At 59.0% G+C, this 26,718-nt stretch carries 22 protein-coding genes; 12 read left to right on the top strand and 10 right to left on the bottom strand.

Translation table 11 applies throughout. The features are described 5' to 3' along the window. Positions 1-85: 85 nt before the first annotated feature. Positions 86-973, top strand: a complete 888-nt coding sequence (locus M0D68_RS03480) for a LysR substrate-binding domain-containing protein (RefSeq protein WP_211699969.1) — start codon at positions 86-88, stop codon at positions 971-973. On the opposite strand, the gene M0D68_RS03475 is transcribed toward M0D68_RS03480, so the two are convergent. Next, complete coding sequence (locus tag M0D68_RS03475) at positions 960-1,856, bottom strand: LysR substrate-binding domain-containing protein (protein WP_200576295.1); 897 nt, start codon at positions 1,854-1,856, stop codon at positions 960-962. The two genes, M0D68_RS03480 and M0D68_RS03475, sit on opposite strands and share 14 nt — an antisense overlap. Positions 1,857-1,992: 136 nt before the next feature. Here M0D68_RS03475 and M0D68_RS03470 point away from each other — a divergent pair, with 136 nt between their 5' ends. Both M0D68_RS03470 and M0D68_RS03465 read left to right on the top strand, forming a co-directional pair. Further along, the gene (locus M0D68_RS03470; RefSeq protein ID WP_211707629.1) at positions 1,993-2,520 is read left to right on the top strand and encodes a (2Fe-2S)-binding protein; all 528 of its coding nucleotides are present in this window, start codon (positions 1,993-1,995) and stop codon (positions 2,518-2,520) included. Continuing rightward, positions 2,521-4,755 carry a xanthine dehydrogenase family protein molybdopterin-binding subunit gene (locus M0D68_RS03465; RefSeq protein WP_266223784.1) on the top strand — a complete coding sequence of 745 codons (2,235 nt, stop codon included), beginning with the start codon at positions 2,521-2,523 and terminating at the stop codon, positions 4,753-4,755. Here M0D68_RS03465 and M0D68_RS03460 read toward each other — a convergent pair. From M0D68_RS03460 to M0D68_RS03445, 4 genes are all read right to left on the bottom strand, one after another. Then, the gene (locus M0D68_RS03460; RefSeq protein WP_256457155.1) at positions 4,752-5,021 is read right to left on the bottom strand and encodes a hypothetical protein; all 270 of its coding nucleotides are present in this window, start codon (positions 5,019-5,021) and stop codon (positions 4,752-4,754) included. The genes M0D68_RS03465 and M0D68_RS03460 overlap by 4 nt on opposite strands. Positions 5,022-5,103: 82 nt before the next feature. Then, positions 5,104-5,352, bottom strand: coding sequence for a hypothetical protein (locus M0D68_RS03455; RefSeq protein WP_266223783.1), 249 nt, complete (start codon positions 5,350-5,352; stop codon positions 5,104-5,106). A 219-nt stretch (positions 5,353-5,571) separates the two neighbouring features. Further along, on the bottom strand, positions 5,572-6,321 hold the full coding sequence (locus M0D68_RS03450; RefSeq protein ID WP_211707632.1) for a response regulator transcription factor: 750 nt from the start codon (positions 6,319-6,321) through the stop codon (positions 5,572-5,574). A 207-nt stretch (positions 6,322-6,528) separates the two neighbouring features. Continuing rightward, entirely contained in the window at positions 6,529-8,391 is a 1,863-nt protein-coding gene (locus tag M0D68_RS03445; RefSeq protein WP_266223782.1) for a hybrid sensor histidine kinase/response regulator, read from the bottom strand. A gap of 331 nt (positions 8,392-8,722) precedes the next feature. Here M0D68_RS03445 and M0D68_RS03440 point away from each other — a divergent pair, with 331 nt between their 5' ends. The 3 genes from M0D68_RS03440 (at position 8,723) to M0D68_RS03430 (ending at position 12,964) form a co-directional block, all read left to right on the top strand. Beyond that, positions 8,723-9,163: a hypothetical protein gene (locus M0D68_RS03440; protein ID WP_266223781.1), complete on the top strand. Its 441-nt coding sequence runs from the start codon at positions 8,723-8,725 to the stop codon at positions 9,161-9,163. 352 nt (positions 9,164-9,515) lie between these two features. After that, entirely contained in the window at positions 9,516-10,208 is a 693-nt protein-coding gene (locus M0D68_RS03435) for a phosphatase PAP2 family protein (RefSeq protein WP_266223967.1), read from the top strand. Positions 10,209-10,750: 542 nt separating this feature from the next. After that, a complete protein-coding gene (locus tag M0D68_RS03430; RefSeq protein WP_200652377.1) occupies positions 10,751-12,964 on the top strand; it encodes a beta-glucosidase in 2,214 nt (737 codons plus the stop codon). 96 nt (positions 12,965-13,060) lie between these two features. Here M0D68_RS03430 and M0D68_RS03425 read toward each other — a convergent pair whose 3' ends face one another. Continuing rightward, positions 13,061-13,675, bottom strand: coding sequence for an HAD family phosphatase (locus M0D68_RS03425; RefSeq protein WP_266223780.1), 615 nt, complete (start codon positions 13,673-13,675; stop codon positions 13,061-13,063). 382 nt (positions 13,676-14,057) lie between these two features. Here M0D68_RS03425 and M0D68_RS03420 point away from each other — a divergent pair, with 382 nt between their 5' ends. After that, entirely contained in the window at positions 14,058-14,594 is a 537-nt protein-coding gene (locus M0D68_RS03420; RefSeq protein ID WP_266223779.1) for a hypothetical protein, read from the top strand. 241 nt (positions 14,595-14,835) lie between these two features. Here the strand turns inward: M0D68_RS03420 and M0D68_RS03415 are convergent, their stop codons facing one another. Beyond that, positions 14,836-15,591, bottom strand: a complete 756-nt coding sequence (locus M0D68_RS03415) for a hypothetical protein (protein ID WP_266223778.1) — start codon at positions 15,589-15,591, stop codon at positions 14,836-14,838. Between the two features lie 244 nt (positions 15,592-15,835). After that, a complete protein-coding gene (locus M0D68_RS03410) occupies positions 15,836-16,462 on the bottom strand; it encodes a HEAT repeat domain-containing protein (protein WP_266223777.1) in 627 nt (208 codons plus the stop codon). Positions 16,463-18,124: 1,662 nt separating this feature from the next. Between M0D68_RS03410 and M0D68_RS03405 the strand changes: the two genes are divergently transcribed. From M0D68_RS03405 to M0D68_RS03385, 5 genes are all read left to right on the top strand, one after another. Next, complete coding sequence (locus M0D68_RS03405; protein WP_266223775.1) at positions 18,125-19,693, top strand: flavin monoamine oxidase family protein; 1,569 nt, start codon at positions 18,125-18,127, stop codon at positions 19,691-19,693. Next, positions 19,686-20,105, top strand: coding sequence for a cytochrome c (locus M0D68_RS03400; protein WP_266223774.1), 420 nt, complete (start codon positions 19,686-19,688; stop codon positions 20,103-20,105). The genes M0D68_RS03405 and M0D68_RS03400 overlap by 8 nt, the downstream gene beginning before the upstream one ends. 230 nt (positions 20,106-20,335) lie before the next feature. Continuing rightward, positions 20,336-20,788 carry a FecR domain-containing protein gene (locus M0D68_RS03395; RefSeq protein ID WP_200618642.1) on the top strand — a complete coding sequence of 151 codons (453 nt, stop codon included), beginning with the start codon at positions 20,336-20,338 and terminating at the stop codon, positions 20,786-20,788. A 10-nt stretch (positions 20,789-20,798) separates the two neighbouring features. Then, the gene (locus tag M0D68_RS03390) at positions 20,799-21,413 is read left to right on the top strand and encodes an OmpA family protein (RefSeq protein WP_266223773.1); all 615 of its coding nucleotides are present in this window, start codon (positions 20,799-20,801) and stop codon (positions 21,411-21,413) included. A gap of 38 nt (positions 21,414-21,451) precedes the next feature. Further along, positions 21,452-22,897 carry a CHASE2 domain-containing protein gene (locus M0D68_RS03385; RefSeq protein WP_211699990.1) on the top strand — a complete coding sequence of 482 codons (1,446 nt, stop codon included), beginning with the start codon at positions 21,452-21,454 and terminating at the stop codon, positions 22,895-22,897. Here M0D68_RS03385 and M0D68_RS03380 read toward each other — a convergent pair. Together M0D68_RS03380 and M0D68_RS03375 are read right to left on the bottom strand one after the other, a co-directional pair. Beyond that, positions 22,894-24,099 carry a hypothetical protein gene (locus tag M0D68_RS03380; protein WP_266223772.1) on the bottom strand — a complete coding sequence of 402 codons (1,206 nt, stop codon included), beginning with the start codon at positions 24,097-24,099 and terminating at the stop codon, positions 22,894-22,896. The genes M0D68_RS03385 and M0D68_RS03380 overlap by 4 nt on opposite strands. Positions 24,100-24,122: 23 nt before the next feature. Further along, a complete protein-coding gene (locus tag M0D68_RS03375; protein WP_266223770.1) occupies positions 24,123-26,267 on the bottom strand; it encodes an alpha-galactosidase in 2,145 nt (714 codons plus the stop codon). Between the last annotated feature and the right edge of the window lie 451 nt (positions 26,268-26,718).

Genomic DNA, 26,718 nt, shown 5'->3' with positions numbered 1-26,718 from the left:
GTGCACTGCTGCTTGCGATGCAGTCTCACAAGATAAAAACGCTCTGTACAATATTTTTTAACCACGATCTTGATACGTTCTCGATATGGACATTCGGCTGTTGCGTTACTTCGCGGTACTTGCCGACGAACTGCATTTCGGCCGGGCAGCCGCACGGCTGCACATTTCGCAGCCGCCTTTGAGTCAGCAGATTCGCATCCTTGAAGAGGAGATGGGCACCGCGTTGTTCACGCGTTCGCAACACCGTGTCGAACTCACTGATGCAGGGAAAACACTTAAAGAGCAGGTGCCGCTGATCTTCGCGCAGTTCGAACGCGCGATCGACCTGACGCGTTGCGCGGGGCGTGGCGAAGTGGGAAGTCTCGAGATCGGCATCATTAGCTCGGCGATGGTCGATCCGATTCCGCGCGCGCTGCGGGTATTTGCGGAGAAGCATCCGCAAGTGCAGTGGACGCTGCACGAGATGACACCCGCCGCGCAGATTCTCGCGCTCAAGGAGCGGCGCTTGGATGTGTGCTTCTTCCGGGTATCGCATGAGGACCCGGAGATTCGTAGTGAGGTGGTGATGCGCGAATCGGCGGTGGTGGCGCTGCCGTTAGGGCACACGCTTGCCGCGCGCGATGAGATCGCGTTGCGCGAGTTGGAGGCGGAGCGCTTTGTGTCGTTCGGTTTGCAGCAGTCGCAGCTTGCGCGCTTTCTGCAGGACTGCTGTGTCGAGGCAGGGTTTACACCGCAGATCGATCAGGAGGTGGTCGAGGTGCATACGCTGTTGTGTCTCGTGCGTGAAGGGCTGGGCGTGGCGTTGCTGCCTTCTTCGGCACGGCAATTGACGACTGGTGGTGTCGCGTTCGTGCCGCTGGCTGCGCCGCGTCCCGAGGTGTCGCTGCATGCGCGCTATCGTGCTGAGGATCCGTCGCCGGTGTTGTCGTTGTTTCTCGATACGGTGCGCGAAGTGGCTGCTAGCATGGGCTGACCGTTTGCGCGACCAACTCGCGAATAACCTCGATCAAGGGCGCAACACGGGCCGCTTTCTCGCGCGGCCATACGGCATACAGGTTGTAATGCGTCGGAATTTCTACTTGAGTGAGTTCGACCAGACGTCCCTCGCGTTTTGCATCCGCGGCGAGCAGGCCGCGCGCTAAACCCGCGCCCACGCCTGCGCTGGCCGCTGCAATCAGTCCGGCGGCATTGTCGAACACGGCGACTGCATCCGGTTCGACCTCGGGCATGCCTGCCGCGGAAAGCCATGGAATCCACGAGCGTTTCGTATAGCCGAGCAAGGGCAAATCGAGCACCTGTTCGGGCGTGAGCGGCAGGCTCAGCCCGCGCGCTTCAAGAAGCGCGGGTGATGCCATGGCAGTCAGCCGATCGCCGCAAATCAGTGCGTTTTCGAAACCTTCCCATTCTCCATACCCATACCGCAACGCAATATCGATGCGCTCGAACGCGCTACGTTCATGCCGCGGCGTGGACAGTACCGTCAACGACGTGCCGGTCAACGCATCGAGTAAAGCGGGCAAGCGCGTGACCAGCCAGCTCTGCGCGAGTTCGGGATCGACGTCGAGCGTGATCGACTGCTTGACCGTGCGCTCTTTCACCGACGACAACGCGCGATCGATCTGTTCGAAGCCATCTGCCAGTTGATTCGCAAACAGCACGCCCGCATCGGTCAGCACCACGCGGCCGCTTTCGCGCACGAACAACGGCTGCCCGACGAACTCTTCGAGCGTGCGGATCTGCTGGCTGATCGCGCTATGCGTGAGCGATAGCTGGCGCGCCGCGCTTGAAAAGCTGCCGACGCGTGCCGCTTGCAGAAAGGCCTGCATCGACTGAATGGAAGGGTAGCGTTTCAACATGGGTGTTAGCCGGACTTACCGGTGATGGAAGAAATCGTCGCTGGCGTTGTGCTTAACGGCTTTCAATAATGGCCGCAAGCACGCGGACCCTTTGAATCATGCGCCGCGCTGCACAACACCATTCAGGAGACAGCGCATGATCGAGATCGTGGTCAACGACACGCGGCACTCGCTCGACAATGTACCGGAAGACATGCCCCTGTTGTGGGTGTTGCGCGACCGGCTCAAATTGACCGGGACGAAATTCGGCTGCGGCGGCGGCTTTTGCGGCGCGTGTACGGTGCATCTGGAAGGCGAGGCCGTGCGCTCCTGTTTGTTGCCGATTGCTGCGGTGGCGGGCAAACGCATCACGACGATCGAAGGCCTGTCGAAAGACGGCAGGCATCCGCTGCAACTCGCGTGGGTGGCGGAAGACGTGCCGCAGTGCGGCTACTGTCAGTCGGGTCAGTTGATGCAGGCGGCCTCGTTTCTGAAGGACAAGCCGACGGTCAACGATGAAACCATCGCGACGGCCATGTCGGGCAACATCTGCCGCTGCGGGACTTATTCACGCATTCGCAAGGCGATCAAACGCGCAGCTTCCGGTGATCCGGCGCTCGCGTCAGTCACGTGGGGCGAGTCCATCTGCGCTTCCGTGTGCACCTCCGCGAAAGAGGAGGCTTGAATGCGCAATGACAAGCAAGCGCTGAACGGCGCACACGGCGCGGCGCGTCGGCGTTTTATCAAACAGAGTTCGGCATTGTTGGCTTCGGGCCTCGCGATCGGTTTTCAACTGCCCGAGGCTTTCGCCAAAGACGCCAACGTAAGCGGCGACCCTAAACCGCAAGCAGGCGAGTTCGAACCGAACGCATGGGTGCGTGTGCTGCCTGACGACACGATCAAACTGGTGGTTCATAAGCACGACTCGGGCACCGGGACGCGTACGGCACTCGCTGCGGTTGTCGCCGAGGAACTCGACGTCGATCCGTTTCGCGTTGAGGTGATCACGCCGGAGAATCCGTTTTACGGAGACTACATTCATCCGCTGTGGAAAGTGTTCTCGACAGGTGGCAGTACCAGCGTTTCGCTTGAGTACGATCGCTTGCGGCGCGCAGGTGCAACCGCACGTGCCATGTTGATCGAAGCCGCAGCGAAACAATGGAACGTGACGCCGTCCGCGTGTTCGACGGAAAACGGCTTTGTTATCGATAAAGCAAGTGGCAAGCGCGCGAACTACGGATCGTTGGCGAGCGTAGCTGCCCAATTGCCCGCACCGAAAGACGTCGCGTTGAAAGACCCGTCGCAGTTCAAATACATCGGTAAGCTGCAGAAGAAGCGTGGTGCCGATCTGAAAGCGAGAGGGGCGTCCCCGTACAGCATCGATGTGTCGTTGCCGGGGATGCTGGTAGCGGTTGTCACGCGTGCGCCGGTGATCGATGCGCGTGTGCGGAGCGTCGATGCTAAAGCGGCGTTAGCCGTGCCGGGTGTGCGGCAGGTGTTGCAGATTCCTGGCCGCCCCGACCTTCTTGGCGGCAATCAGGCGGGCGTTGCTGTGTTGGCCGATGATTATTGGTCGGCGCATCAAGGCCAGGCGGCGCTGAAGGTCGAGTGGGAAGACAGTCCGCTGGAAACCTTCGACAGCAGTACGCTCGCCGCACGTCAGGCTGCCTGGCTTGACGATCCTGTCGCGCATGTTGTGCCGACGATTCAAACCGGTGACGCGAAGACGGCATGGCCACATGGTGCGCGCGTGATCGAGGCGTCGTATTCGATGCCCTATAAGGCGCAAAACGCGCTTGAGCCGATCAATGTCACTGCGTGGGCGAAAGACGGGCGTATTGAATACTGGGGTGGTTTGCAAGTGCCTTCCACAGTGCAGGAAGCCGCCGAGGTGATCGGCGGGATTCCTGCTGAGCGCGTTGTATTGCATGAGCTTGTATCGGGTGGCAGCTTCGGTTCGCGTGAATCGAAATACTGGTTGTTCGAAGTGACATGGCTTGCATTGAAAGTCGGCAAACCGGTCAAACTGATGAACAGCCGCGAAGATGAAATGCGTGCGCTCTTTTATCACTCGGCGAGTTATCACCGTGTGAAAGCCGCATTCGATGCGCATGGCAATCTCACCACGTTGCAATTGCGTGCCGTGATGCCCGCTTCGCCGGAACAATGGGAGCCGGGTTATTTCGATCGTCCGGACCGGATGGACTACAGCACCACCGAAGCGATCAGCAAATACGAGTTCGCTTACGATGCGCCGCACGTCGATATTGGTTGGGTACGTCACGAGACCGGTGTGCCGACCGGTTGGTATCGCGCGGTGAGTTATATCCCGAACGTGTTCGCGGTGGAGTCGTTCATGGATGAGGCCGCGCATGCCGCGCGGCGCGATCCGATCGAGTTCCGGCTTGCGTATATGAAGGACCCGCGGCATAAGGCGGTGTTGCGCGAGGCGGCGGAGCGGGCGGGGTGGGGGAAGACGTTGCCTGCGGGGACGGCATTGGGTGTTGCAACGAATCAGGCGTATAGCAGCTACGTCGCGGTGGTGGCGCGGGTTGTGAGGAAGGGCGATGCGGTGGTGGTTGAGAAGCTGACCTGTGTGGCGGATTGCGGGTTGGCTGTGTCGCCGGGTGGGGTTGAAGAACAACTGTATGGCGGGTTGATGTGGGGGTTAGGTCATGCGACGGCGGATCGGATCGATATTCGGCATGGGCAGGTGGAGCAGAAGAACTTCGATACGTATCGCGTGATGCGGATGAGTGATATGCCGGAGGTCGATATTTTGATTGTGCAGGGGGACATGTCGAAACCCGGAGGCGTTGGCGAGTTGTCGAGTCCTTCGGTGGCTCCGGCAGTGGCGAATGCGGTGTTCAGGTTAACGGGGAAGAGGTTGAGGGATACGCCGTTTGAGATGGCGGGCTAACTACCCTGATAGATATCGCACGACAGCCCCACCACGCACGGTTGACCGTCTCGGGTTTTGCCGTAGCCATTTCGTCCGCCCGGTTGGGCTCCATAGTCCCACGTGCTGTCGCCGCCCATCGGCATTGCCCGCTGCGATGAATTCATCGACTGCTGACTGGATGAGTGGCTAGGGACGTCTGACGGTTGCGTTTCCTGAGCGTCGGCAGCGCCGGCCGCGGTGAGCAGGAAAAGCACGACGGTTACGGCCGAGGGTTGCACTTTCATTTCTTCACCTTTCGTCATCAACGGGTTGCGTTAGCGACGCCCATTCCGCTAGCTCTTGAAATCGTCTCGCCTCGCGCGCCTGTTAGCTCCCTCCGAAAAAAACGTTGCATTGAGGATCCATCCGGCACGGTCTGACGGTTTTTGCACCGCCTTGTACCCGTGTGTCGGGCGTGCCGCCGTATGCTTCCATTCCCGTGCTCGGGTCATTGGCTTGTGTCGCGGCGTTTTCTTGCGGGACGGGCTGAGAGGTTTGCGGCGTGCCTTGCGAATGCGCAGCACCGGCCACAACAAACAGCACGGCAGCGGAGGCGACTATCAGTGGTGATTTCATGTTGGTTCCTTTATCTGCGTTGAGTTTTTCATATCAGCTCATCACGACGACCAACCGCTCCGGGTGCACTCGACGAATGCACCCTCAGCGTTGCTGTCATATTCATTCTTGGTCAGGGGAAGTGCCGTCGCAACGCACATGCGTAGGTGGTGGACAGCAAACGTCGGCGAAAGATGTATGCACTACGATCGTTCGCGACCAGACTTGTCAATCTGATAGTCAGGCGGTTGGGTGCCCGCCATCAGCCGGCAGGCTTCGGTCAAGCGCCGGATCCGTAACCGGCGGGACACCCAGCCTGACCCCTCTATCCGCCAGCATGACGATGAGTTCCGTACGGCGCCGCAGATTGAAATGCGCAAGCAGATGACTGATGTATTTCCGTACCGTAATGTCCTCGAGCCCCATTCTCACGGCAATGGCCTTGGACGGAAGTCCGCGCACCAGCCACGCCAACGTTTCGAACTCTCTCGGTGTGAGCCCCAGCTCGGACGCATTGCTCGTGTCCGATTTAACGCGCGGCTGTTTATCTTCAGGTCCATTTGCCGGAGCTTTGTCAGTGTCCATATCACGACTGAGGCTGGCGATGCTGGAGGCCGGCAGGAACACGCCCCCGGCAAGCACCGCGCTTATCGCCGCACGAAGCGCTTCAGGCGGTGACGATTTGGGCACGTATCCCATGGCGCGGAGCTGGATGCATCGACTGATGGTTTCCACTCGCTCATCGGCCGATATCACGATCACCGGTAACGACGGTCGCGACTCCTTCAATTCGGCAAGCGCATTGCAACCGTTGCCATCGGGCAGGTCGAGATCGAGAAAAACGATGTTCAGGAGCTCGCCAAGCGCATGATTCATCCCCTGCGACAATGTGCTCGCGTGCAGCAACTCGATGTCCGGAAAGAGCTCCGTCAGCAGAAGCGCCAATCCGGCTCTGAACAGTTCATGGTCGTCGACGATCAGTACGCGCATCCCATCGTCTCCTGGAACTGCTTCGAGCCGAGCTGCAATTACACATCGGAAGATGGCTAGACCAGTAGTGATCGTCCGATGTATTCAGGTCAGATAGTACACAGTGGCGGCTGATCTAAATGGCGTCGCCTGAAAAGTGGCGGTTTTCGCCCATCATTAGACGAATCAAGCGTACTCAAAGAACCACCGCGCTCAGGACGCTTTCAATCACTGATCGTTCGCGAGATCGAATTTCATCTTCCGCTGAGCGCTCACGTACCGGCTGATCTCCGCCAGCAGGTCTTTAGGGGCGGAGGACTTGCGCAATAGCACGAACGGTTTGGGGAAGTCGCGAAGGACGTGATCGGACAGCAGTTCGCCGGTGATAAATGCGACGGGAATAACGCCCGCCCATGCGAAATGACGCCTGATCCGACTGGCAACCTCCCTGCCGGTGGCTCCGTCGCGCAGGCGGATATCGGCGACGATGAGATCGGGAATGCGGCTGTCGTCGGCAAGGATGGCTTCGAATCCAGCCATCGACTCGGCGGCGTACACGAGCGCGCCCGCGCTTGAGAAAAGACGCCTCAGGCCCTCGAGGACAGTAGGCTCATCGTCGCACAGCAGCATGAACGTGCCAGTGAGATCGGGCGTGTAGACGTCGCCATCCTGAGCATGTGTCCCGACGATCGGGGTTAATGCCGAAACCGTCGCGTAAAGGGAAAAGCGTGATCCGCGCCCTTCCACGGAGGCGAAACTCATGCTGTGTCCCGGCAGAATATGGATCGCACGATGCACAATCGAAAGCCCCAGTCCCAACCCTTTCGAACGATCGCGCCCCGGATTGTTGATCTGATAGTACTCGGAGAAAATCGCATCCCGATGGGCGGGCGCAATACCGATGCCTGTATCCCATACATCGACGCGCAGCCGTTCATTCAGTTGCACCCAGCCAAGCACAACGCCACCCGATGACGTGTTCTTGATCGCGTTCGATACGAGATTCGACACGGACCGCTTGAAGAGCGATCGGTCGGTTTCGATGGACGGCGGGTACCGTCGTCGCCCCGCAATTCTTAGATCGATGCCACGCAATCGCGCCGTCTCCCGGTATTGCTCGAAGACCTCGGTCAACAGGCCGCGGGTATCGACAGGTACGACATGGGGAACATATGAACCCAGCTCGCTGTAGTCCTGAATATCCTTGAACATGTCGAGGATGTCGGACGCGGTCTCCTCGATGACATCGAGCTCGCGATCCACAGCGTAGCCGTCCTTGATCCTCGTCCGGGCGCTTCGGATGAAAAGGTTGATGGCGGCGAGAGGCTGCTGGATGTCGTGATACGCCGATGAAAAGAACCGTTCTTTCTCCTTGACGAGCTCCTGCATGCGTTTGTTTTGCTCGTTGACCGCGCGCGACGCCGCTTCGACGCGCGCCTTGGCCGCACGCAAGGTGCGCCGGTAGATGAATTCGCGCCTCGCGGCACGTTCCAGCGGAATGCTGAGCAGCACGCCGACAATAGACATCAACGGCAGCATCGTGGCGTGCGCAGCCACTGACTCCACGCGCAGTTCGACACTCCCGCCGACGGGTTTGAAATAAAGCATGACCAGATAGCTGACGACGCATATCCCGATCAGCCATGCCGCCGTGATCACCCGAAGCCGAAAAGCCATGAATATCACGAAAAGGGAAAACATCAGCACCGGATAGACTTCGCGCCAGCCAAGGTCGCCCGGATAGAACTGCAGCATTCTCAGGGTGGCGAACCAGCAACTGATCGTCCAGACACTGAGCAGCCCGACGGCCCAACGTTCATCGAGTGCGCGAGGGGTCCAGAACAGCACGGGAATCGCCATTCCGATCGCGCCGGCGACTCTCAGGAAAATGAGCTCGTTGTGGTGCAGATGGGCGGGATCGAGTACGTTTAACCGGGGGAAGTCGCGGATGGAAAACGCGACCCACAACGCGGTGAAGATTGTGATGGCGAGCCTGCGCTGTCCGAAGAAGCGCCGCGCATAGTCCATCCGGAACGCGCGTTCCTGAGCCGCCGAGCTGAACCTGCGCACCCTGAGGCCTGACGATCTCATGACGGCGCTCGATCAGGAAATTCGCTGCCCGCGGATAGGGCAGCGTGTAGTTCAAACAGGATAGCAGGGCGCCATCTACGGTCATACACACAAATGTAGCGTTCCGGATGCGCCTGCCAGATCAGGAGCGCCGACATCTTTCACGACTCGATTCCGGCGGACTACTCCCTACCTTCGCGGCCGCCTGACGCCAATGGCGCCGAAAGCGTTCCACTAGAAAGCCATCGGATCATTTTGTTACACCTCTTACCGAGGCCCCAACTGGTAGGTTACAAAATGCTTTCGTGGGGCGGTTATACTCGGCGCCGTCCCAAAAACTAAAGACCTTTTTATGTCGAAGAGAATTTTCCAGATTGTGGTCATTGCAGCGCTCACCACTGCAGCGTCGTTACCCGCGGTGGCCGGCGATATGAACAATGCCCTTGGCGGCGCGCTCGGCGGCGTAGCCGGTGCTGCCCTGGGTGGCGCAGTAGGCGGCAGCACCGGTTCCGTCATTGGCGGTGCAATTGGCGGCGGCGCCGGCGGCGCAGTCACGTCAAACCGCAGGGAACGCACGGGCGCCATCATCGGTGGCGCGCTCGGCGGCGGTGCCGGCACGGCGGCAGGCAATGCGATGGGCGGCCGCACGGGCGGCCTCGTCGGCGCGGCTGTGGGCGGCGGCGCGGGTTCAGCGCTCGGCGGGAACATGTCGCGCTCCAATTCGTACTCGGACGACTACGCCCGCGGCTACCGACCGAACAAGCGCCATCACAAACATCGTCACCATGACTGAACGTTGATTAAAAAACGGCGTGGTTCAATCAAAGGCTAAGCCCGAAACGCCGAATACCTTTCGCAGCGCTGCACTGGCGATTCTCATGTGAGCCGGAGCCAGCGCTTGATGAACCACGCCAGCTTCTTCAGTCGCTGTAGCGGCGCAAGAGTCCGACCGCAGCGAAGGACTCCGCGATTCCCTCCATCGCGCTTTGTTTGACGTTCGCCTGCATCACCTGGCGATGGTTGCCATCTTGCGAACTGTGCGGCGCGTCTCGGAGTGCAGCCAGTGAAGGAAAGCACCAATAAATGCAGCGCATTCAGTGGGCTATGCTAGCCTCGATGCGACTAGCCAAGTTTCATAAAAAATGATGAATAGCTTCGATTCGTCTATAGAAATATATCTGTCCAACGTACACTTCGGCCATTTCGCGACCCAATCCATAGAAAGCATCGCCGACCTTTACACCTTCAAAGGCCTCGTACTCATTCCCGTGCTGTGGTGGATGTGGTTTCAGCAGGACGAGCGCCGCGAATGGCGACGAGAAATGGTTCTCGCGACGCTTCTCAGTGGCCTCGTGGCGCTCTTCGTCGGAAGACTGCTGACTCACTGGTTGCCGTTCAGAGTGCGCCCCGTCTATAGCGCCGAACTGCATCTGCAGTTTGCCGGTAGCAATATCAAGGAAGCACTGCTGACAAGTTGGAGTTCGTTCCCTAGCGATCACGCGATGCTATGGATGGCGGTCGCCACCGGCATCTTCCTCGTGTCGCGTGGCATCGGTGTACTGGCGATTCTCTATACCGTGCTGTTCATTTGCGTTCCGCGCGCCTATCTCGGCTTTCACTACCCAACCGATTTGCTGGTGGGCGCCGCTGTGGGAATCGGAATTACTTATGTCATGACGCGACGTGTGATCCGCGTGCGCTACGCGACTCCGGCGCTGCGATGGATAGAACGCTACCCGGGACCTTCAGCGGCGCTGGCCTTTATTCTCTGCCTCGAACTCGTTACGCAGTTCGACGAACTGCGCACGCTGGCGAACATTGCGCTCAAACATCCATGAATCACGCGTCGTTGTGATCGACACGGCCGCTCAGAAAACGGGGTAGTCGCACGAATGTCCATGTGACGGTCCAGATCACGGAGTACATATTCGATGGAGCCTCGGAGCCGGCGAACGCCAGATTTCATTGGAATTGGACAGCCGCCTGCAATTTGAATGAAAATAATCGTTGACACCAAAATAGACCGATATATTTCATTTCGTGAAATTGAAGCTTAGCCGCACTGGGCAGAACTCGTCGTGCTGAATGCATTGGATTTACGTGCTCAATGCATTTAATCGCTGTTAATTTTTACCGGGCGACCCTCATTCAGCATAAAAACGCATCGTATTAGTAGAAGTACTGATGCTGTAGTCAGACTACATTCTTACATTACGTTGCACGGAGAGTCGCTACAGTCAATCCGATGGTCCCGATTCCGCTCGGGCAGGCAAACGTTTGCGCAGCTATCCTGCGTCGCCAGCCTTCGTGTCCGCTGTGAACCTGTCGGACTCGCTCCGCTTCCGCATTCCAACAAAAGCAGAATCTCGGAGAGACAACTATGCAGAAGAAACTATGGCCAGCAGTCGCGTTAGCGGCGGCCGTGTGCGTCGCTGCCCGTGCGGATGTACCCGACTTTTCACTTGATTTCGCGCCCACTTCAGCTGCGATGAACGCGTTCGGATCGGCCGCCGCGCATCGGCGCGCCGACACCCTCGTCAGCAAGATGACGCTCGACGAAAAGCTGCAATTTATTCATTCGGAATACGCAATGTCTGCCGTGCCGGGAGGTGGTGCAGGCTACATTCAAGGGGTACCGCGTCTCGGCATTCCTGATCTGAACATGGTCGACTCCGCGACGGGCTCCGGCAGCACGTCGCAGGCCAGCACGACCTTCCCGGCAACGATCGCGCTTGCAGCAAGCTGGGATCGCCGCCTGTCTTCCAATTTCGGCAGACAGGTTGCGATAGAACTGCGTGCACAGGGCTTCGGAATGGGACTTGGCGGTGGCACGAATCTCGCGCGCGAGCCGCGCGGCGGCCGGCTGTTTGAGTACCTCGGCGAAGATCCAGTGCTCGCCGGCGAGATGCTCGCCGAGCGCACGGACGGCACGCAGAGTGAGAAAGTCATCGCCACGATCAAGCACTACGCCGGCAACGAGCAGGAACATAACCGCGGGGGCGGCAACAGCCAGATCGACGAGCGCACGCTGCGCGAGCTCTATCTATTGCCGTTTGAAATTGCCGCAAAGCGCGCGCAGCCAGGCAGCGTGATGTGCAGCTATAACCGGCTCAATGGCGACTATGCGTGCGAGAACGCGCATCTGCTGAACGACGTGCTAAAGAACGATTGGCGCTTTGAAGGACAGGTCCAGTCGGATTGGGGGGCGACGCATAGCACAGCAAACGCGATCAACGCGGGCCTCGACGAGGAAGAAGACGTCGGCTCCACCGTCTATCTGACACCTACGGCAGTTCGGCAGGCGATAGCGAACGGCTCGGTATCGACCGCGCGTCTCGACGACATGGTGCGTCGCAAGCTGTACGTGATGATTCGCGTCGGTGTGATGGATGATCCTGCGAAGGGGGGCGCCACGATCAACTTCGCTGGCGCGAACGCATTCGCACAGGCGGTCTCCGAGCAGTCGATGGTCTTGCTCAAGAACGACAGCAACCAGTTGCCGCTCTCCGCAGCCTCGCTCTCACGGATTGCAGTGATTGGTGGACACGCAGATGCAGCCGTGCTGACGGGCGGTGGGTCAGGCAATACGCGTGACCCGGTCACAGGGGCATTCGCGGGTTGCGGCGGCTTGACGTTCGGCACATCGACTGGATGCAGTTGGTGGACCAATCCGTGGCTGAAGCTGAACACACCCATTGTTGCCGCGATTCGCGCGCTCGCACCGTCGGCACAGGTGAGCTTTGCGGGCAACAGCGATCAGCAAACGCCGTTTCGCGCATACACGCAACAGGAGATCGACCAGGCGGCGGCGCTCGCGGCTCGCTCGGATGTCGCAATTGTCGTCGTCGCGCAGCCGGCGGGTGAAGACTTCGGCGATTTGCAAAGTCTGAGCCTTGCGAATCCGTCGAACCAGGATGCGCTCGTCGACGCGGTCGCGCACGCCAATCCCCGCACGATCGTTGTTGTGGAAAGCGGCAACCCGGTGCTGATGCCGTGGAAGGATCGCGTGGCGGCAATCGTGGAAGCCTGGTATCCGGGTGAAGGCGGCGGCAATGCGATCGCGAACGTGCTGTTCGGCAAGGTCAATCCTTCCGGCAAGTTGCCCGTCACCTTCCCTGTGCGCGATCAGGATACGCCGACGTGGGGGCAAAGCGGCGCGTTCGAGCCGGACCCTGTCTACGCAGAGAAGCTGAACATGGGCTACCGCTGGTACGACGCGAAAAACATCACTCCGATGTTCGAGTTCGGATATGGGCTGTCGTACACGCATTTCTCGTACTCGGGGCTTTCGGTGAAGCATCGCCCTGACGGCGCGATCGACGTGTCGTTCACGGTGCGCAACGATGGCCGCATGGCGGGCGCGGAAGTGCCGCAGGTGTATCTCGGCGTGCCCTACCGCGACGAGCCGCCGCGACGTCTGGTCGGCTGGGAGAAGATCGGCCTGAACCCCGGCGATGCACGCCACGTCCGCATCACGGTCACACCGCGCATGCAGAGCGTGTGGGATACGTCGCGCAATGGCTGGCGGTATGTGCCTGGCGGGACGGTGTACGTCGGGGCGTCGTCGCGTGATATTCGGCTGCAAGGGAGCTAAACCTCGTACTCCCGTCATGCACCCAGGCGCGGGAGGTTCCGCGCCTGGGGCAATGCGAAGGGGCAGTTGAGAATTCGCAATTTTCCTTGTCGCCCACTACAGCAAATTGAGCCGCCGCAATTTGGCGGATAGTGATTCGGCGCCGGTGAACACATGCCCGTGAAGACCCGCGCTGATCGCGCCTGCCACATTAGTCTCGAGGTCATCGACAAAGAGCGTCTCAGCCGCACTCGCACCGAGGCGATCGAGACAGCGAAGGTATACATCGACAGCCGGCTTTGCCGCGCCCAATGACGCGGACGAGTAGATCTGGTCGCCGAAAAGTTCAGCCACTGCGGGATTAAGAAATTGGATGTGGTCGGTCACCATCCGACAATTGTTTGTCAGAGCCGCTCCGCGGTGTCGCGCTGCAAGAGCCGCGGCAAGCGCCAAGACTTCCGTGTTCGGCGATATTGATGCGCGGCGAGAGGCTAGCCAATCGTCGCGAGAGATACGGCAACCTAGTAGGTCTCCCATTGTTGTCAGATACTCTTCATCGCCTACAGAACCGGCGTCTGCTCGACCTTCCAGGCCCGAACCCCAAATGGCTTTTTGCACAGTCTCGGGCGCTTGACCCGATAGTGCCGAGAGGTGATTGACCCGAGCCGAGCGGTCGTAATGAGACAGGACGTCGTCCATGTCGAACAGGACTGGAGAGATAACCGCTGTCATTGAGCCAGTTCGCCTTCCAAACGCGAAAGTTAGAACACCGTGTGGCAATGCGCGTCCACACGGCTGAGGCGCTCATTTTGCGCGATGAGCATGTAAATGAGTGGTCGGCAAGTGCAATGACCATTGTGGCACCGACGGTCAGCCATTCACGTTGCGCAAACGCAAGAGCGGCTTTGTGCACAACCCCCAGGCACTGTCGGTATTAAACAGATCCGATGCTTCAAGGGTTCGGGGGACGGTAGCGTACGCACGATGGCGGGTCCGCCTCCGAATTTAAGTTTTTTGACTCGAAGCCGATATAGATAACGCGAACTTTCGATACTCAGTCACGCTGGTTATACCGCTTCAAGCGCTCGCCTTCATTCTCTCGATTACACCCCCAATGACACGTCATACTTCCACCCTGTTCGTTTCAATTGTGAGCTCAGTGCTGCTGTGCGCCTGCGCGGGGACGCCGTCTCAGACTGCGGCGGGCTATCACCCGGAAACGGAAGCTCGCGTGCGTGTGTATTGGGGGGCGAATGTGACCTTCTATTTGAACACCGCGTGCTTTACAGGTGAGGCCAAGCACTTCGTCGCGTCCAAACCCGGCTTGTCGAGCCTGTCTAACAAGACCGTCGGCATGCCCGTGCCGCCCGACGCGGCTCGGTATTTCCACGAGTACATTGTCCCGGCTGGCCAGCCAATGACGGTTCACGCGCAGATTTCGAGCGAACAGTTTATCAATGGGAAGCGGTACAGGGTGACCGACGCGGCGAAAGCTAGCACCTTCGTGCCCGAGCATGGGCGTGACTATGAGATCTTGGTGCAAGACAATGATGGCCCTGACGAGATCTTTGCGCGCGAACTTATCTCAAGTGTAAATGGCACCTCCACCGTGCCGTATCCGCTCAGGTCGACGAGCTCCTGTAAGCCCTAGTTCTCCCGTCGTGTGCGATAGGCGCGAGAGCGAGAGCATCGAATTGGTCGCGCACCAATCTACACGACGTAGCTTGCTGATGAGATAACAGTATTTTGAGCTGATCGCGCGGCGTGTCGGTACCGACTTTATCGCAATACGTTGCTCGTTGTGCTTTGCATACCATCGGGACGGCGGTAATTCGCCGCCATCCGGACGCTCATGACTGAACGTCGAAGGTCCGTTTATGGCCGGAGTGCCGTCAATGATCGCTAGCCGATCGCAAACGCTTATAGCGATAAACCACTTTATCCGTACCAGCTCCCATAGGGAGCCACAGTAGCGTCATGTGATAGCTCATATGCGTCCACGTCGTGAGCAGAATATCGCCATTGCTATCGAGCCGCACCGAACGGCCGGAAAAGAAGTAGTTCGGCCCGTATTCGGATCGTGACGACTGCTCCTGAGTCGCCCAACTAATAACCCCTGCCTCGCACGATACTTTGACGCCGCTGTCAAATTTGGTTCGGAAGCTCCCTAGCTCGGACGTACCGTAATAAGTGGCGACCATGTAGTTGCCGTCAGTATTCTTCTGAAATACCGTGGTATTCGGCGCGATGCGACGACCGTCCGCGTCCCTCTTATAGCCGGCGCGCATCGCTTGGGCTGCTTCAACGTTCTCCGGATGGAATATCTCGTCCGTGAAAGGTAATGCATCCGGTCCATAACCTTCGACGATCTGTCGTACTCTGCCTTCGTAAATGCCAGTGATGTCAGGGCATTCAGGCGATAGAACCGCTTTCATATTGTTGCTAGCGTAGTCGCCAGGTTCAGGCGCGGATGCGCACCCGCCACCCATTACGCACACGGCAATGGTCGCGACTATGCGAACCATTGGACGAAATCGCATGGCTCCGGAGCGACTCGATGTTTCCTTCGCCGCCTCCACAGCTACGAGGGAGCGAAAAGTATTGCGCTGACTTGCAAGCAGATAGTCAGCCATTCGTTCAAATGCCACGCAATCTCCACCACATGGTTTCTGAATCCCGCATTTTAGACGTCGAGGCTCTGTCTTTGCCCGAACTAGGTCTAGTTGCGAACGGTCGCCCACACGAAGGCGAGTGAGGGCTTCTGGCCGCACTGAGGCTGACGACGATTGGCTCAGTTCGACCTGAGCAACTTTTCGGTTCATCTCAAAGCAGACGTTGAATCTACCCGCATAGAACGCTAGCGTTGGGTAGATAAAAATTTATCATCGCTACCTACGACCGGCTGGCCTCACGTGCCTCAATAGCATCTATAGCCGCTTGAGCTGAAACCTTCACGTCGCGCTTTCGGGACTTTAGGTTTTGCGCAAGAGCGGGCAGAGCTTTGCGCGTACCAATTTGGTTAAGAGTGGCGCGGCAGTAGGTTGCGTCATAGGGATCTGCGGTGGTCGCGAGAATCTCCAGTAACTTATCTTCAGCCTCGGCATTCTGACTGTGCTTAAGAGACCGTATTGCGGAATGCCTCACGAGCCATCGCTTATCTTTGAGAAAAGGAAACAGGAGCCTTACGTCGACGCTTTCTGGCTTCGGAATATCAGCAAGCCGGTCAAGGAGTCCTGCCAGCGCATACTTGTCTCTCTCCTTGGATGAATATTCAATTAGGCGTGACGCGCACTCCTCGCTGAGGCAATTCGTTCCGATCTTGCCGATTATGAAGTAAGCCGCCGAACGCTGTTCCCTTTCAGGCTTCTGATGTAGGTACGCATCAAGCTCATCAACTAACGTCTTGTCGTCAAGCAGTTCCGCTTCGCGATACGCCTGCCATGAGATTGACTCGTCCGAGTTGACTAACTTCTCACGCACTGTTATCCGTTGAATCAGATCAACGAGCTCCTGCCGCATCACCAGACCTCACGAAAACATATTTTGAATACAACGGGTTGGTTGGCCGAACTGAGCCGAATGACGACGTGCCCAATTCGACCCGCAAGGGACAGTGGTACTTCTCAGGGGCGGCCATTCGCTGCGAAGCGAGATTTCCGGTAAACCGAGCCAGGTCTACTGATTCTCGACTCGTTCCTCATAGAATCCTAACCGCTCGTAGAAGATGGAATAGCCGTCTCCCAATTCCGATTGAAGATGGTCAAGCATCATGGACGCCGCTGCTTCAAAGCGCTCGTACTCGGGCGCCTCCCATGGTCCAGGGTCTGGCGGGTAGTCCCAGTTGAGCGATAGGTCATGCCACGCAGTCATATCCGCAAGCTTTCTGCGAGTCTCATTAGCAAGCGGCAGCAAGTCTTCAATTGGACCAACTCCGTATCTGTTGCGGGTTGCGTCATTTCCCGCCCAAATACAGCCCCCGCCCCACTCAAACATGAGCCTAAGTCGATAATCTGCGACCATCTGTCATCCCAATCTAGACGTAAGACTTCGTGAGACCGCTCGCCAAAACTGGCTCGCCTTGACGTCGCCAGCAGACTCCGCCTTTTCTGCCAGCCTCACCGCGTCGATATGAGCCGTCCGTCCGTGACGCAATGCGAACTCGTGCGCTTTCCTCGATACCTCGATCCAATCGACCGTTATCTCAGCCTTCGCGTCCTCAGCCTTCATGTGACCTCCTCGCGAAACGTCTGCAACTCATGGCTCTCTGACTGGGATGCCCCAATCTGTTCATGCTTTCGACAGTGACAGGAGATACTCCGCTAGACCTCCGTCGCCCCCCCCACGCATTAGTTTCCGTCCGATCAACCCACTGCTCGTGCTCACTGTCACGCTCAAGTAGTTTTTCGGTCCCAGAAATGTCTTCGATCCGACGTGTGGTCTCCAACTGTATTCGAACGACTACCCATTCTAGGAAAAGGTTCGGCATTCGCGGCATTCGGTGCAAACGCTCCTTATAAGAAAACGGGTCGACGCCTAGCCATATTAGACCCTTCACCCACTGTCCAGCTTTCGCGAATCTTGGCGGTCTGGTTTCGCTGAAGACTTTGACACCGAAGTCTATGACCCACACATCATGGGTCGCAAATATCACTTGTGCTACAACGTCGTATCGGCATCCGCCATTTTGGGCGCAACGCATTGCGCGCTCGTCGGACGGAGTCAATGCTGAACCACCGAATTCAAGCGCAAGCTTGTACGACTCACCGCGCTCGAAGTCTTCATAGTTTCCATCTTGGATAATCCACGCATTGAGACCAACAGTCAGCTCGGTCATTTCAAGGTAGTGATCAGAGCGGCGATCATCGCCAGAATCCGCAAGTTTCTGCAGATTATTGACGATTTGCACAGACGTGTCGAATGTCCCTTTCACGCCGACTACCGTCTCACGCGTCCGAGCGAGCCCGACCTACAGCGCGTAGCCGGCGGTCCTGGCAACGGACAGTCGCACGGGCGATCGCATAGAATGAACTAGCCGCTGCAACACACCCGAACGCAATCCCCAGACATACAAATCCAGATGACTCTGGCCTTTGCAATCTGGGACGCCATCTGATTTCATTCGCCATCGTTTCTCTCCAGTCGGGGCACCACGTCCTTATGTCGAGAATGACCACAAACGCGATGAGCCGCCGGCACCTGCTGACGCTGATCGGCAAGAACCTTGGCGCGGCCGCCATGATGCAAGGCATGGGCACGTTGGGGTTTGCCGCTGCCTCGACCTACGCCGGACCGATCAGACTCGATGGCGCACCCAAAGGAACGCGAATTCTCGTGCTCGGCGCGGGCATGGCCGGCCTTGTCGCGGCCTTTGAGTTGAGGAACGCGGGCTACCACGTGCAGGTGCTCGAGTACAACAACCGCGCAGGTGGTCGGGCCTGGACTGTCAGGGGCGGTGATCGTTACACCGAACTCGGCGGCGCCACCCAGTCTTGCGAGTTCGCTGACGGGCTTTATCTGAACCCAGGGCCGTGGCGCATTCCATATCACCACCAGGGCGTACTGGACTACGCAAAGCGCCTGAAGGTGCCGCTCGAGCCGTTCATCCAGGTCAATTACAACGCCTACCTGCATTCGACAGAGGCTTTCGATGGCAAGCCGCAACGATTCCGGGCGGTGCAGACCGACTATCAAGGCTATATCGCCGAGCTCCTTTCCAAAGCAATCCGCAAGAACGCGCTCGATGATGCGTTGTCATCCGAAGATGCGCATCTGCTACTCGAATCCCTGCGCCAATGGGGTGCACTCGGTCGAGATGGGAGCTACCAGGCGGGCCAGCGAAGCAGTGAACGCCGGGGATTCGCGACCGCGGATGGCGGCGGCCTGATGCCCGATGCCGTGCCGTCGAATCTGCTCCCGCGCGACCCCTTGCTTGCATCGCGTTTGTGGCATTGGCTCTCATCTGGAAACGAGCAGGATTTCCAGAGCAGCATTTTTCAGCCCGTCGGTGGCATGGACAGGATTGCCCATGCGATTTATTCGCAGGTCGCGAGCGCCGTAACGTTCAACGCCAGAGTCACAGCCATCGTGCAGGACGAGCATGGCGTCACCGTGCGCTACACCGATACGACCACCCGAACCGAACTGAACGCGCACGCGGATTGGCTGGTGTGCACGATCCCGCTCTCGATTCTGAGTCAGATCGACATTGCGGTCGGCCCGGCCATGCGCGCCGCGATCGACGCGGTGCCCTACGAGACATCGGTGAAAATCGGCTTGCAATTCGGCCGGCGATTCTGGGAAGAAGACGAGCAGATTTACGGCGGCATTACGTATACGAACCTGCCGATCTCGACGATCGGCTATCCGGCAACAGGTTACGGATCGACCGGTCCCGCGGTGCTGCTGGGCGCCTACATGTGGGGACCCGCCAGCTATGAGATGGGTGCGCTGCCTCCCGCGGAACGGATCGCGGTGGCATTGAGCCAGGGCAGCCAGATTCATCCGCAGTACGCGCGCGAGTATCAGAACGGCTTCGCGATGAGCTGGAGCCGATCGCCGTTCACGAATGGCTGCTTCGCCGCATGGACGGAGGTGTTGAGAGAAGCGCATTACGCGAATCTCTGCCAGATCGACGGACGGATCGTCCTTGCCGGAGAGCACGCTTCCCATATCCCCGCATGGCAGGAAGGCGCCGTGCTGTCGTCGCTGGATGCGATTACTCGCTTGCATCGGAGAATCGTCAATGGATAGGCCGACGCTGTTCCTCAGCGTGATGCTGATGGCCTGGCTGTCGGGTGCCGCGACAGTGTCGGCTCAGGTCGTATCACAGGGCGCCCCGCACGCCTTCACGATTTCGCCGGGCTATCACTTCACCGAAGAAAGCGGCGAAGCGCTCTACAACGCGACCTGCGCGGGATGCCATATGCCCGATGGAAAAGGCGCGCAGGGCGCGGGTCACTACCCGGCGCTCGCTGACAACCCGGCGGTCGGAGCCGCGCCCTACATCATCATCAACGTACTGCACGGCCGAAAGGCGATGCCATCCTTTGGCGACGAGATGAATGACGATCAGGTCGCCGCTGTCGTCAATTACACGAGAACCCACTTCGGCAATAGATTTGCCGGAGACGTCACGCCGAGCCAGGTCAAAGACCTGCGCTGAGAAGTGTCTGACGAAATGCGCGGAAGCGCACAGAGTGATTTGAATCAGGTCCATACTCTGTTCGGTGCAGCAGACAGATCTCCACTGGACATCCAGCGCCGTATTTCTGCATGTCCTTCAAAAGCCCCAGCTCGACGAGCAATGGGGAATGATCGCGCACAACACCAGGTCGACATCGGGGCCCCCGCACTATTCCGCGGAAAGCAACTTTACGCAATCAGGTGCCACCGATGCGTCTTCGAACCATCAGATATGCCTTGATTCTTGCCTGCGGATGCACGGCTGTCGCGAATGTGCTTGCCGCTGATGCTGCCGGCGTCGTGAAGACCCTTAAGGGTACGGTGCAGATCGAGCGGGCTGGAGGGAATTCGGGTGCGGCCATCGGCAGCGAGGTTTTCGGCAGCGATCGCATCGTGACCGGCCCGGAATCTTCCGTCGGTATCACGCTGCGTGACGCCACCCAACTCTCGGCCGGCGCCAATACCATCCTCGAGCTCAACAAATTCGCGTTCAACACCACGACCCATGACGGGGTGCTCGACGCCTCCATCAAACGCGGTTCCCTGGCTGTGATTTCGGGGAAGTTGGCGAAGGCGAATCCGGATGCAGTCCGCTTCAGCACGCCGACTACCACGCTGGGCGTGCGCGGCACCGAATTCATCATCGAAGTCGGCGATAAATAAGGGGGGCGCGTTGAAGGCTGCAATTCGACATTACGGGCTGGCCTTTGCCGCAGCGTGCATCCTGCTGCCGTTCCTCGCCGCGTGCAGCACGCCGGACAAAATTATTCTATTGCCGGATCCCGATGGCAAAGTCGGCGCGGTCATTGTCCACAGCGCAACCGGGGAACAGAAAATAGACAAGGCCTACGCCGAGGCCGACGTCACCAAGGGCGGCGCCATCGAAAAAACGATGGGTAGCCAGGCCACGGTGGAGACACGATACGGCGCGCTACTTGCGGCCCGGCCGCCTCGGCCCCAGGCATTCACGATCTTTTTTCTCTTTGATTCCGCCACTGAGTTGGCCCCTGAGTCGACGGCCACGGTTAAACAGCTCAAAGCCGTCCTGGCGACGTGGCCCGCGCCGCAGCTCGTGGTGGTCGGTCATACTGATCTGGCGGGCTCTCAGGAATTCAATGACCAACTTTCCATGCAGCGGGCGAAGACGGTTGCAGCGTTCCTGATCAAGCAAGGCATCCCTGCTCAGCAAATAGAAACCGCGGCCCGGGGCAAGCGCGAGCCACTGGTGCCCACGGCAGATGGTGTTCCCAATCGCATGAACCGGCGCGCAGTCATCACAATCCAATGACCCGCGCCAGTCATCGGCGCTGAATGGCCTTTCCGTCGATGAAACGCTATTTCGACCCATGGCACGCCCGGATCAGGAATCTGCTGAGGGTGGCCCAGGGGCGTCCGGTGGCACTGGCGGTGTTGTTCGGCCTGAGCCTGCTCAACCTGTGCAGCGAATGGCCGAGCGACATAGCACGTCCAGCTTTCGTCGACACGCTCGATGAAACGCTTCCCGACTCCTTTAAAACAGCCCGGCAAATTCTGTTCGATCAGTATCAACGTCACTACCCACGGGTTCCGACGGCTCAGCCGGTGACCATTGTCGAGATCGATGAGGAGACGCTCGCAACCGTCGGCCAATGGCCCTGGCCGCGAAATCGACTCGCGAACCTGATCGATGCCATCGCGGCGCTGAAACCGCTGGCGATCGGTCTCGACATTTATATGCCGGAGCCGGATCAGACTTCTCCCGACAAGGTGGCGGGCAATCTGCCGGAAACGGCTGCGGCGCTGGCCGCCGGCTTGCGGGCGCTGCCCAGTCACGAAGCCATTCTCGCGAGATCGTTGCGCGCAGCGCCGACCATACTGGGCGCCGCGGCGCTCGACCATGCTGCGTTCGGCACGCGCACCGATCTGCGAAGCGCTCCGATCCGCGTTCATGGCACCGACCCGCTGGGCTACGTGCCGCGTTTCGACTATGTTCTCGGCAGCCTGCCGGAACTGCAGGCGGCGGCGCGCGGGCAGGCGATGCTGAGCGTAGCGCTCGAACAAGGCGTAGTCCGGCACATTCCGCTCATCACGGGGTTGAGGGAGAAACTGGTCCCCAGTCTGCCGATGGAAATGCTCCGCGTTGCCACGGATTCATCGGCGATTGACGTCTTTGCGGATACCTCGGGCGTGCAAGCGGTGGGTGTCGCCGATGTGTTGGTGCCCACGCAGCCCGGAGGGGACATCTGGTTGCACTTCGCGTCCATTCGGTCGACGCTGAGCCGCTACGTGTCGGCGCGCGACGTCATGCAGGGAATAGTCGATCCGGAACGGATCCGGGACAAGCTGGTGCTGGTCGGACTAACCGGTGCCGGCGTGACCGACATGCGCACGACGGCGCTGGGAGAACTGGTGCCGGGTATCGAGATTCAGGCGCAGGTCATCGAGACGATTGTCGAGGGACGGTTTCTGCGCCGTCCCACCTGGCTGAAATGGGCAGAATGCGCCTTCATCATGACGTTCGGGCTGCTGATCATATGGTATGTGCCTCGTCCCCAATCCCGGTTTGCGACGTTCATCAGAGTTGTCCCGAAGGGTGTCGCCGCTGTGGGTATCAGCTTGCATCTGCTGAATCTTCTGTGCTGCTACTTTGTTTTTATCCGCTTTGGACTGCTCGTCGATGCGGCCTCGATTTTCATTATTCTGTCTGCGGTCATGGGCTGCTTCCTGTCGCCCGCGTTACTCCGCTCCAATGAACAAACGAGAACGGAGGCCGCGGAGCGATCCGTTCGTTAATTCGGCGTACGCCTCGGAAGATCCGTGATGCGCGGTCCGCAGGATCGGGCGTGCCCAAGGCACGCTGCAAGTGCCTGCTCGCCGAACCATTTCTGCGTGTCCAGGTTGTAGTGCACGCTGCCGTCGCCACCGCCTAACGTGCCGCCCTGGAAAATACCGAAGCCGGGCGGCTGTCCATTCCAGTCCGGCGATTGCGATGCATCGGCGAAACTGAAGATGCGAGGATTCGCGTCGACGAAGCCGCCGAACACTTTCTGCATCGACGCAAGCGCGGCGGGGTTATAAGGCGCGACTGCGTTAGTGACGTTGTCGTAAGCGGTCGACAACGGCTTCACGATCAGCACCGGGAAGGTCGAACCCACCGCGGCAAAGAAACTGCTGAACAGGTAAGCGTAATTCTGCGGCGCGCGACGAATCGTCGTTGCGTTGCCGGCCGAATTCAGCGGTGCAGCTTCTGCCTCCCACTGGTTCCACTCCAGTCCGAGGATGCGCGGCTTCTTGCCGGTCGCCAGAATTTGCTTCAGTCCCAGATACATCATGCGGCGCGCGAACGGTGCAAGCGCATACGTCGGCGTCTTGCTTGCATCGAGCATGGGTTGCCAGAGATTAACGCCATGCACCGTCCAGCCGCAGCAGCCGCTGAACGCATCGTCTGCGACGTCCACGCCCTGGCTGCCCCAGCCGATATGAATGATGTACAGATCGGGCAGCGGCTCGCCTGCATTGATCGCCGACTGCCACGCATACGCGGCGAAATTGGCGGCATTTCCGCTGCCGCCGTAGTAGCCGAGATTCATGTCGGACGACGTGCTGTCCGACCAGTTGACCCACGACACGTGATCGATCGCGGATATCGGCTGGGTAAATGGCGCACCCGACCCGTCGGCGTTACCGGCGATGTTGCTCCAGCCGTCGTTGCGGATGCCCCATACATTGGGTGCCGGCATCCCGCCGGTGCCCGCGCCTGCACCCGAGGCTCCCGACAACGTCAGATCCGCGGGCAGGCCGTTAAGACCGGCACTGTTGCTCTGCCCCATCACGAACAGGACTGCCACCTCGTCGTGCCGGAAGCGCGCTCCTTTGTTCCACGATTCTGCCGCTGCGGCATTCGGTTGGGCCGTCGTGTCGGCGGCAACTGACATCTGCATCCCACTCGCAGCCAGTACGAGTGGCAGCGCAATCCGTATCAAGAAGTTCTTCATGCCTGTCTCCTAGGATCGCCGGTTCACTGCTTGACCGGCTGGCTGATTGGTTGGCCCAAGCCGTCGATGTCGGGACCGTAGTTGCCGGAAATCACAGAAAACTTGATGGTGTTGGCCGTACCGGCTTTCAGCGGGACCGTGACCTGAGCACTCGACAGGATCGGAAAGTCCCAGGTGCCTTCACTAGGAAACTGCACGGGAACCGGTGGGCCATTGTTGACGCTCACGCTCAGTGCACGAGGCGAACCGCCACCGTCGTCCGCGCTGATATACACCACGGGCACTGCATACTCGCCATCGACAGGCACCGCGATTCCGTTGAACTGGAGGCTCGAATCCGCGTTCACAAAATTGCCGACCTTTTCGTGGCCGCTGCATATGTTGCATGCCTGGACTGCCGCATCCTGAATGATGTTGGTGGCGCTTTCCGCTTGATAGGCGACAGGCGGCAACGCGGGTTGCGGAGCGGCGATCAGCGTTACCTTGTCGATCGACGGAGCGTGGTGGCCCTTGTCCTTGTCCGGAAGAGCGAAAGACAGCTTGTTGCTTCCAGGCACGAACGGCATGTACAGCGTGACGGTGCCTTGGGCGTGTCCGGTGGTAACGGGCAGCTGGATCGTTGTGAGTACGCTGTCGTTGAGCGTCAACGGCACCTTCAGCGAAGACGTTCCTTCGTTCCGGTACGTCACGTCAATGTAGCCACCCGTGGTCGCATTCACCGTGTAGCTTGCTGCACCGTCTTCATGTCTGCCCGGTTTGGCTGGGTGGATTTTCGATGCATCGTCCACGCCGGCGATGGTCAGCATGACGGAGCCGCCAGCCGGAACAGCGGACACCGTGTACCCGGACCTGTGCGAACCCAGATCCTTGTGCGCCCAGATATCCCGCACGCTGGCCGAAGCAGCGGGGTCTAGCCCGAGATCCTTCCAGTTGACCGTGATCGGAGCGGCCGAGCCGGTTGTGTTGAGCAAAACTACCGCACGGCGACCTTGACCGACGAGCAGCTTGGCCCACACGCCCAGACCGTTCTGCGGCACCGCGACCCGGATCGCCTGAAGGCCACGCGGGTCCTGATCGACGGCGAGCACCTCCGGATTGGTCAGCGTCGCCATCGTTGCCGAACTGATCGGCGTCGTGACATCGAGACCCAGGATAAGCGGCGCGCCGGAAATGGCCCACAGGCTCATGTGCGTCTGATCCTGCGCGGCGGTCAGACCGAATCCGGCAAGCATCATGTCCGCATCGTTATAGACGCCCGTATGTTGAGCTTCCGGAAACAGATTGCCGTAGAAATTCTGGTTCACGATTCTGGAAAAATCAGGCGTGCTTTGATGACCCGGCGTGCCGGTGTCATAGGTGATGTCCTCGGTCGTTCTCCACAAATCCGCGACTTGCCCCCAGTCATACGATCTGCCCGTCTTGTCGGTGTGAAAACTGTTCGGATTGATGCTGTAGACGATCTGCCGATTCACGGCAGCACCCGCACTGTTCAGCGCATCGCGCATCTTCTGGAAACCGGCCACCTGATCGTCGACGGTGCCATCTGGCGAGCACCAGTCGTACTTCACGTAGTCGACGCCCCATGCCACGAATGTATTGGCATCCTGAACTTCGTGACCAAGACTGCCCATCGGGTTGGTGTGTCCAGGGTACAGATTGTTACGCTGAGCACAGGTTTCGGCTGCGGGCACTTCATACATGCCGAACTTCAGACCTCTGGCGTGAACGTAGTCGGCCAGCGCTTTGATGCCGCTGGGAAACTTCACGGGGTCGGCGACCAGGTTGCCTTGCGCATCGCGTGATGGCGCGAACCAGCAGTCGTCGACGTTGATATAGCTATAGCCCGCTTTCATCAACGGACCATCTTTCTTCAGGCCGTCGGAGATAACGTCCGCGGCCGTTTTCACCAGATCCTCGGTGATGTTGCAGCCGTACGCATTCCACGAGGCCCAACCCATAGGCGGTAGTGCAATCGATGCAATCGACCCTCGGGACTGAGTTTGCGATGACGCGTCTTGGGCGGAAACGTTTGCGGAGTTGGCCGCGACCTGCGCGACGCTCGCGGCGTTGGAGGACCCTTGCTGGTCGCCTCCGCAGCCGGACAAAACGAAAGCCATCACGATGCTCGCGAAGAACAGATACACCTGTGTACGACCCAGGATCTTCATGATTTTCCTTTGCTGAAAAATGAAACTGGGATTTCTGGGTAGGTGCTCTTTCTTGGCGTTGTGTCGGCCAGGTCGACATCGTTATTGCTGGCCGAGCGCAACGTGATTTCGTTTAGATAGAGCGCCTTAGGTTCGCTCGCGCAGAATTTGATTCGCCTGCGGCGGAGCGTTGGCTGAAGCGAAAGTGTTAGGTGGAAGTGAAGGGGGATTGCCGGTTGCGCCGGGCTAGGAGGGATGCAGCGAGGGCAGGTGCTGCAACAGAGGGGATGAGAGCAGTACTGCCTAACTTCGGCTGCTCGCGACGCTTTTGACTGATGGAAATCTTCATCGTGTCTCCTGCTGCGGATTTATGCTGAATCCACTAATGAACATCTAGTTCAAATATGCACGCGCAAGGATTTGTCAGACATTAGGTTTTTCCCCTGGTATCGTGTTGCAAATGGTGGGATGG

The organism is Paraburkholderia sp. SEWSISQ10-3 4, assembly GCF_030464785.1.
GTDB lineage: Bacteria > Pseudomonadota > Gammaproteobacteria > Burkholderiales > Burkholderiaceae > Paraburkholderia > Paraburkholderia aspalathi.
The sequence above is the reverse complement of the archived record's forward strand: the minus strand, read 5'-3'. Positions and strand labels throughout refer to the sequence as shown.